General features: G+C 69.0%; 3 protein-coding genes. All 3 read left to right on the plus strand.

Features of this window, described 5'->3' with window-relative positions; genetic code table 11:
* The coding region (recC, locus tag E4O92_RS14410) for an exodeoxyribonuclease V subunit gamma (RefSeq protein WP_135190434.1) at positions 1–2,841 on the plus strand (2,841 nt) is incomplete at its 5' end.
* Entirely contained in the window at positions 2,838–6,446 is a 3,609-nt protein-coding gene (gene recB / locus E4O92_RS14415; RefSeq protein ID WP_135190435.1) for an exodeoxyribonuclease V subunit beta, read from the plus strand. The genes recC and recB, both read left to right, overlap by 4 nt.
* A gap of 10 nt (positions 6,447–6,456) precedes the next feature.
* A complete protein-coding gene (gene recD, locus E4O92_RS14420; protein WP_135190436.1) occupies positions 6,457–8,385 on the plus strand; it encodes an exodeoxyribonuclease V subunit alpha in 1,929 nt (642 codons plus the stop codon).
* Positions 8,386–8,490 lie beyond the last annotated feature (105 nt).

The following is an 8,490-nucleotide window of genomic DNA, read 5'->3' on the forward strand; positions in this document are numbered from 1 at the left end:
GCCCAGCTCTGGCGCGCGGTGCACGCCAGCCTGCCGCCGGCGCAGCGCGCCTCGGGCCGCGCGACCGTCCATGAAATGTTCGTCAACGCCTGCCTGGCGGGCGAACCGCCGGCGGGCCGGCTGCCGCGCCGCGTCGTGCTGTTCGGGATGTCGGCCCTGCCATACCAGACGCTGCAGGCGGTCGCCGCGCTGTCGCGCCACACCCAGGTGCTGCTGGCCGTGCCCAATCCGTGCCAGTTCTACTGGGGCGACATCATCGAAGGCCGCGAACTGCTCAAGGCCGCTCGCCGCCGCCAGCAGCCGCGCGGCGGAACCGACTTGTCGAACATCCCGCTCGAGGAGCTGCACGCGCACAGCCATCCGCTGCTGGCGAGCTGGGGGCGCCAGGGGCGCGACTTCGTGCGCATGCTCGACGAATTCGACGGCGACTCGGCCGGCAAGTTCGAGAACCTGCGTGTGGACCTGTTCTCCGAAGGCGAGGGCGAAACCCTGCTCGCGCAACTGCAGGCGGCGGTGCGCGACCTGCTGCCGCCGTCGGAGCATCCGCACGTGCCGCCGCCGGCATCGGACCGCTCGATCGAGTTCCACGTCACGCACAGCGTGCAGCGCGAAGTGGAGGTGTTGCACGACCAACTGCTGTCATGGTTCGAACAAGACCCCAGCCTGCGCCCGCGCGACGTGGTGGTGATGGTGCCGGACATCGACACCTTCTCGGCGGCGATCCACGCCGTGTTCGACCAGCACCGGCAAGGGGATCCGCGCCGCATTCCGTTCGAGATCGGCGACGTGCGCGACCGCAGCGTCGACCCGCTGCTGGTCGCGCTCGAATGGCTGCTGCGACTTCCGCAGCAGCGCTGCCGCCAGAGCGAAGTGCGCGACCTGCTGGACGTGCCGGCAGTGGCGCAGCGCTTTGGACTGGAAGAGGACGAGCTGGCGACCCTTGGGCACTGGATCGAGGGCGCCGGTGTGCGCTGGGGGCTGGACATCGACCATCGCGCAGGCCTGGGACTGGGCTCGGCGGGCGAACAGAACGCCTGGATTTTCGGCGTGCGGCGCATGCTGCTCGGTTACGCGAGCGGGGCGGGCGCCAACTACCGCGACATCGAGCCGTATCCGGAAGTGGGTGGCCTTGACGCGGCGATTGCCGGTTCGCTGGCGCAGCTGATCGAAGCGCTGCTCGAATGGCGCGCGCTGCTGGAAGAGGCGTGCGTACCTGCCGAATGGGGCGTCCGGGCGCGGGCGCTGCTCGCGGCGTTTTTCGATGCGGGCAGCGAATCCGACCGGTTGACGCTGTCGCGCCTGAACGAGGCGCTGCAGTCCTGGCTCGAGACTTGCGAACAGGCTGGCTTTAACGAACCGGTGCCGCTGGCCGTGCTGCGCGAGGCCTGGCTTGGCCAGTTGGACGAGCCGACGCTGAACCACCAGTTCGTCTCCGGCGGCGTCACCTTCTGCACCCTGATGCCGATGCGCGCGGTGCCGTTCCGGGTGGTGTGCCTGCTGGGGATGAATGACGGCGATTTTCCGCGCCGCGCGCGCCAGGCCGACTTCGACCTGCTGGCCATGCCGGGCATGGCGCGGCCGGGCGACCGTTCGCGCCGCGACGACGACCGCTACCTGATGCTCGAGGCGGTGCTGGCCGCGCGCGACAAGCTGTACGTGAGCTGGGTCGGGCGCAACGTGCGCGACAATAGCGAACAGCCGGCATCGGTGCTGGTGTCGCAGCTGCGCGATTACCTCAAGGCCGGCTGGCAGCTGGACCTGGAATTGATCACCGTCGAACACGCCCTGCAACCGTTCAGCCGCCGCTATTTCGAACGGGGCGGCCTGCCGACCTATGCCGGTGAATGGCGCGCGGCGCACGCCGGGCAGGCCACGCCTGAATCCGACGAGCTGCCGCCGTACGAACTGGAGCCGGACTTTCGCCTCAAGCTCGCGGAGCTGGAGAGTTTCCTGCGCCAGCCCGCCCGCTATTTTTTCCGCCGCCGGCTTGGCGTGAGCTTCGCCGCGCCCGACCTGGTGGGGGAGGACGAGGAGCCGTTTGCGCTCGACGGCCTGGACCGCTACGCTCTGGAGAAAAGCCTGCTCGACGACAGCGCCCCACCGGAGCCGCTGGATGAAGTGCGCCAGGCCCTGGAGGCGCGCGCGCAGCGGCTGGCGCGCGAGGGCGTGCTGCCGATCGGACTGGTCGGCCGCCAGTGGCAGGAGGAACTGGTCGGCGCCCTGGTGCCGGTGCGCACGGCGTGGCTGACCTGGCGTGCGCGCTTTCCGGACCCTGCACCGAAACAGGCGGTCAGCCTGGAGTTTGACGGCATCCATCTTGACGACTGGCTCGACCAGTTGCGCGTGGGTGAAGCCGGCACCGCGTGGCTGATGCAGACGGTATCCAAGGTGCTCGACAGCGAGGGCGTGGTGCGCGGCGACCGGTTGATCGGCCCCTGGCTGCGCCAGCTTGCCGCCGCCGCGGCCGGCGCGCACGTGACCGGCATCCTTGTCGCGCGCGACGCGGTGTTGACGGTGGCGCCGGTGGAGCAGGAGCAGGCGCGCGCCGAACTTGCGAACATTGTCGCCCAGTGGCGCCGCAATCTGGCTCGGCCGCTGCCGGTGGCCTGCGTCACCGCGCTCGCGCAACTGCAGGATGGCGATGCGCGCGCCGCCTACGAAGGCAGCTTCAATCGCGGGGGCGAGGTCGAGGACTTGTGCCTGGCGCGCCTGTGGCCCGAATTCGCGGACTTGACGTCAAGCGGCGAGTGGCCCGGCGTGGCCGAGGATGTGTACGGTGGGCTGGCAGCCTGGATCGCGGACGGGATCGCCGTTGCGCGCTTGGGAGGAGACGAACAATGAGTCAACTCCTGGATGCGCTCACGTTTCCGCTGCATGGCTCGCGCCTGATCGAGGCCAGCGCCGGCACCGGCAAGACCTGGACGATTGCCGCGCTCTACCTGCGACTGGTGCTCGGCCACGGCGGGGAGAATGGCTTTGCCCGGCCGTTGCTGCCCTCCGAGATTCTGGTCATGACCTTCACCCGCGCCGCCACGCGCGAATTGTCGAACCGGGTACGGGAGCGGCTGGTGCAGGCAGCGAGCTACTTCCGCGGCGAACTCGATCTCGACGACCCTTACCTTGCGAGCCTGGTCGCGCAGTACCTCACCGAGAGTGAACGTAACGTCGCCGCGCACCGGCTGATGCTGGCGGCGGAGACGATGGACGAAGCCGCGATCTTCACCATCGACGCCTGGTGCCAGCGCATGCTGCGCGAGCACGCGTTCGACAGCGGCAGCCTGTTCGACGAAGAGCTGGTCAGCGACGAGGCCGCGCTGTTCGAAGACGCGGCCCATGACTACTGGCGCCAGCACGTCTATCCTTTGAATCGCGATGCCCTGGGTGCGGTGCTGTCGTGCTGGGGCGACGTGGGGGTGCTCAAGGGCGCGATGCGCGCTCTGGTGGGTCGCGCCGACGCATTCGGCGAGGTGCGCAGCGAGCCGCTGGCGGCGCTGATCGCCCGCACCGAACGGGCACAGCAGGCCGAGCTCGCGCGCCTGAAGGAGGGCTGGCTGGACCGCGCGAACGCAATGGAACAGTGGATCGCGTTTCATCGCGAGCGCAATGCCAAGTGCTTTAACGGGAACAAGATGCGTCCCGATTCGCTGGTCAAGTGGTTCGACGCGCTGCGCGCCTGGGCGCTCGACCCGGTCATGGTGATGCCGGACCTGAACGAGAAAACCTGGTGGCGCCTCACTCCCGACGGCATAGTGGATGCCTTTTCCAAGGATTTCCAGGCCGAGGTGCCGGACTGCTTCGACGGCACGTCCGCCCTGTGCCAGGCCTTGCAGGCGATCGAGCCGCTGTCGCACGCGCTGGTGCGTCACGCCGCCAGCCATATCGCGCGCCGGATGGCGGAACTGAAGCGCAAGAACCGCCAGTTCGGCTTTGCCGACATGCTGGCGCGGCTGAAGGATGCCTTGCTGGGGCCGAACGGTGCGGCGCTGCGCGGCCGCATCAACGAGCAGTACCCAGTCGCACTGATCGACGAATTCCAGGACACCTCGCCCGATCAGTACCGCATCTTTGACCTGCTGTACCGGGTGGCGGACAACGACAGCGCGCACGGCCTGTTCCTGATCGGTGACCCGAAGCAGTCGATCTACGGCTTTCGCGGCGCGGATATCCACAGCTACCTGTCGGCGCGGCGTGCCACCGAAGGGCGGCACTACCAACTGGGCACCAACTACCGTTCCACCGCTGCGCTGGTCGGGGCGGTCAACCGGCTGTTCAGCTATGCGGAGGACGAGCGGACCGGCTACGCGGCCGGCGCATTCCGGTTCCGAAACGGGGACGTCAACCCGCTGCCGTTCGAGCCGGTGAAAGCGGCCGGCCACAAACCGCAGTTGGTCGGGGTCGAGGGGCCATACCAGGCGCTGGCGATCTGCTGCACGGATCGCGACGATATGAAGGCGGACGATTACCGCGACTTTTTCGCGCACCACTGCGCCGAGCATATCGTGGCGCTGCTGAACGACGAGCGTGCCGGATTCCGGGACGGTGCGGCGTTCACGCGCCTGATGCCGGCCGATATCGCGATCCTGGTGCGCGACCGGCACGAGGCGAGCGCCGTGCGGCGTGCGCTGGCAATGCGCAACGTGCCCAGTGTCTACCTGTCGGACAAGGACTCGGTTCTCGACAGCGAGGAAGCCGCGGACGTGCTGCGCTGGCTGTACGCGGTGGCCAACCCGCTGGACGGCGCGCTGGCTCGCGCCGCGTTTGCGACCCGGACGGCGGGCCTGCCGCTGGCTGAACTCGCGCGCCTGGCGTCAAACGAGGCCGAGTGGGAAGCGCGGGTCGAGCAGCTCAAGGCTTTGCACGTGGCCTGGCAGCGGCAGGGCGTGCTGGCGATGCTGCGCCGCTTCATCCACGAGCTCAAGCTTCCCGCACGCCTTTTGGCCGAGCCGGGCGGCGAGCGCACCTTGACCAACCTGCTGCACCTGGCCGAACTGCTGCAGGAGGCGAGCAGCCAGCTGGAGGGCGAACAGGCGCTGATCCGCTGGTTCGCCGAGCAGCTCGAAGGTGTGGGCGAGGGCGGCGACGAACGGGTGCTGCGCCTGGAAAGCGACGCCGAGCTGGTCAAGGTGGTCACGGTGCACAAATCGAAGGGCCTGGAGTACCCGCTGGTGTACCTGCCGTTCGCGGTCACGGCGCGCAAGACCTCCCGCAACAACCGTGCCTTCTTCGAGTACGTGGACGAGGCGGGCGCGCGCCGGATCGACCTGGCGCTGTCGGACGAGGCGCTGGCCGCGGTCGACCAGGCGCGGCTGGAGGAAGACCTGCGCCTGCTGTACGTGGCGTTGACCCGCGCCCGCCACTTCCTGTGGCTGGGAGTGACCGCTGCGGTTGGCAAGAACCGGATGCACGAGTCGGCGTTGGGCTACCTGTTGACCGGCGGCGAGCCGATTGCGGCAAGCGCGCTGCGCGAGCGCTGGGAGCAGGTGCGCGGCGAACTGGATGCGATCGAACTGCACGCGCTGCCGGCGGCAGATGGCTGCACGCAGCTCGACCGGGAGGAGGCGCGGCCGGAGCTGGTGGACGCCACGGCGTTCGCGGGCGAGTTCGAGCGCGACTGGACGGTCGGCTCGTTCACGTCGCTGGTGCGCCATGCCGCCGCCCCTGCTCCCCAGCGCGCGCAGGAGGAGACGCTGCTGGAAGAAGCGCCGGGCGGCTTGACGGCCGCGACCGAGGACGCGCCATGGCACCGCTTCCCGCGCGGCTCCGTCCCAGGCAATTTTTTGCACGAGCAGCTTGAATGGATGGCGCAGGAAGGATTCGACTGCATCGATGATCCGCACTTCGAGGCGCGGCTGACGCAGCGCATCGAACGTGCCGGCTGGGGCAACCGGCAAGAGGACGCGGTGGCGTGGCTGCGCACGGTGGCCGCGACGCGCCTGCCGCCGCTGGGCGCGGCGTTGTCCGAGATTCGTGCGCCGCTGCCGGAGATGGAGTTCTGGTTCCCCAGCGAGCGGCTTGACGTGGCCAAGCTCGACCAGCTGTGCCGCCAGCGGCTGCTGGGCGCTCTGGCACGGCCGCACCTGCCGCAGCGCCAGCTGCACGGCATGCTCAAGGGCTTTGCCGACCTGGTGTTCGAGCACGACGGGCGCTACTGGGTACTGGACTACAAATCGAACGCGCTCGGGCCGGGCGACGCCGCTTACACCAAGGCCGCCATGACGGCCGGGATGGCCGCGCATCGCTACGACATCCAGGGCGCGATCTACATGCTGGCGCTGCACCGGCTGCTGGAAAGCCGGCTTGGCGACGACTACGATCCGGCCACCCAGTTGGGCGGTGCGATCTTCCTGTTCCTGCGCGGGATCGCCAACCCGTCCACCCATGGCTGCTGCCTGCTTGAACCGGACATCGAGCTGCTCGGGGGCCTGAACCGGTTGCTGGCCAACTGACGCGATACGAATGAAACCTGACGACTCCCTTGCCGGATTTTGGCTTGAAACCAGGCGGCTGACCGAGGCGGGCATGCTGCGCCGCCTGTCGGGCGCATTCGCCGGTTTCATCGCGTCGCTCGGCACGACTACGCCCGAGCTGCTGCTCGCATCAAGCGTGCTGTCCGAGCTCGAAGGACGCGGCCACAGCTGCCTGCTGCTGACCGACCTGGCGGCCGGACCCGCCGCGCTCCTGGGTTGGAGCGAGGAAGACTGGCAGGCACTGGCCGGCACTTGCGCGCCCTTGCCGAAGAACGCGAAAGGGTGGATCGCTCGCCTTTGCGCATGCGAGCAGGTGTGGCAGGTGGGCGAGTTCGATTACGACCAGCCACTGGTGCTCGACGGCGAGCGTCTTTATTTGCGCCGCTACTGGCGTGACGAGCGGCTGGTGGCGCAGGCGATTCGTGAGCGAGCCGGCGCGGCTCGCGAGGTGGACGCGCAGGCGGCACGGCGCTGGCTCGACATCCTGTTCACGTCGGCGCGCAAGGCCGAAGTGCCGGACTGGCAAAAGCTGGCGTGCGCGATCGCGCTGCGTGGATCGGTGGCGATCATCACCGGCGGCCCCGGCACCGGCAAGACCTATACGGTAGCGCGCCTGCTCGCGCTGCTGTTCGCAATCGCAGGCGAAGAGGCCGGCCGGCAGCGCATTGCGCTGGCCGCGCCAACCGGCAAGGCGGCCGCGCGCCTGAAGCAGTCGATCGACAAGGCGCTGTCTGAACTGGCCGACCGCGTCGGTGCGGCGCTGCCGCTGCGCGAACTGACCGCGCGCATGGGCGCGGCGCGCACCCTGCACAGCCTGTTGGGCGCGCGCCCCGACACCCGCGCCTTCGCGCACCACCGCGGCAATCCGCTCGATGTCGATGTGCTGATCGTGGACGAGGCGTCGATGGTGCACCTGGAGATGATGGCCAGCCTGCTCGACGCGCTGCCGCCATCCGCGACCCTGATCCTGCTGGGCGACAAGGACCAGCTGGCGTCGGTGGAGGCAGGCGCCGTGCTGGGCGACCTGTGCCACGACGCGCAGGCGGGGGGCTACTCGGACGCCACGCTCAGGTTTGCGTTTGAAGCCAGCGGCGAGCAGATTCCCGAGCAGTATGCGGGTAGCGGCAGTGCACTGGCCCAGCAAACCGTCATGCTGCGCCACAGCCGTCGCTTCGGCGGGCCGATCGGCCAGTTGGCGCTGGCGGTCAACGCGGGCGACGTAACTCGCGCCGGGGAAGTGCTGCGCAGCGGCGACCCGGCCCTGCGCTGGTTCGACCACGCACACCAGCATCACGTGGTCCAGCTCGCGGTTGACGGCTACCAGCCGTATCTGGAACTGCTGGCCGAGGGCGCGACGGGCGAACACGACGCCTGGGTACGTACGGTCTTGCAGCGCTTCGAGGCGTTCCGCATCCTGTGCGCGGTGCGCGAAGGGGAGTGGGGCGTGGAGGGACTGAACGATGCGATCGGACAGCGGCTCGACGCGGCGGGCCTGCTGCGGCGCGGTGGCGAATGGTACGTGGGGCGGCCGGTAATGGTGACCCGCAACGACTACGGAACGGGCGTGTTCAACGGCGACATCGGGTTGACGCTGGCCGACCCGGATCGGCCGGGATCGCTGCGGGTGTACTTCCTGCAGGGCGAGGAAGTGCGCAGCGTGCTGGCCACGCGCCTGCGCCACGTGGAGACTGCGTTCGCGATGACGGTCCACAAGTCGCAGGGCTCGGAGTTCCGGCACACGGTGCTGGTGCTGCCGCAGGACCGAGGCTCAATCCTGACGCGCGAGCTGGTCTACACCGGAATCACCCGCGCCAGCGCTGAATTCACGCTGTTCTCGCCGACCAGTGCGGCGCTGGGCGAGGCGATTCTGCGGCGGACGCACCGCACCAGCGGCCTGCGCGGGATGATCGAGGGCTGATCGGGAGCATGCGTGCCTGGCGAACTTGAGTCGACCGTTAGCGGGGCTCGTAGGGTGGGCAGGGTGAGGCTGGCCAGTGGCCGGCCGAACGCCCACGCGTTCAAA

It is taken from the genome of Massilia horti, assembly GCF_004614195.1.
GTDB lineage: Bacteria > Pseudomonadota > Gammaproteobacteria > Burkholderiales > Burkholderiaceae_D > Telluria > Telluria horti.